Source organism: Kitasatospora nipponensis (assembly GCF_039528135.1).
Taxonomy (GTDB): Bacteria; Actinomycetota; Actinomycetes; order Streptomycetales; family Streptomycetaceae; genus Kitasatospora; species Kitasatospora nipponensis.
Genome location: NZ_BAAALF010000684.1, coordinates 1 through 732 on the forward strand (window position 1 = coordinate 1; position 732 = coordinate 732).

1 pseudogene is annotated in these 732 nt (G+C 65.3%); it reads right to left on the reverse strand.

The features are described from left to right. Positions 1–686 (reverse strand): annotated as a pseudogene (locus tag ABD323_RS42705) (ATP-binding protein); the annotation flags it as partial. Between the last annotated feature and the right edge of the window lie 46 nt (positions 687–732).

Genomic DNA, 732 nt, shown 5'->3' on the forward strand with positions numbered 1-732 from the left:
TCCCGGTAGGCCGCCTCTTCATCCCACAAGTAGGACCGGAAGGTCGCACCGGTGCTGTCGGTCCCCTTCTCCACCCCGTGTGTGAAGGCTGGAGTGACACCGACCCCATCCTTCTTCACCGTCAGGCTGAACACATCGTTCTTCCCGTCCGGCAGGTCCACCGCGATCCGAGCCAGCGCCAAGTGGCCCTCAGAGCTGCGCAGGTCGCTCCAGCCGCCGGCTTGCACCAGGCGGTCGTTACGGTAGAAGTAGAGCCCCTGACGTTCGTGCACGGGGCCGATCTGGCGGAAGCCGGCCTGCTGCGATTTGGCCGGCCAGATGTGAGCCTCCAGCAGCACTGGTCCAACACCCTCGACCTTGGCCGTAAACCGCTTCGGATAACCAGCCCGGCCAGGCACCTTGTAGCCGAACGGGTCCAGCGCATCCACACCGATGTGATCCACCTCCTCGCCCGTTCCGACGTCCCAGACGGCGATATCCAGGTTCAGACCGCGGCTGAGGAAGCGGTGCAGGTAGAGACCCAGATGAGTCTCCAGCCGCGAAATCGCCTTCGACAGATACTGCTCGCTCTCCCCCTTCGCCACCGTCTCGAAGGCCCGCACCTGGTCCCACCGGACGATCGTGCCGTGCCATTCGATCAGGCCGTCGTAGACGTCGATCTGCCGCTGGGCGAAGCTGGGCTCCACGGTGTCGCAGCGGAAGTCGTCCGCGATCCCCTCCGCGGTGGGCTTG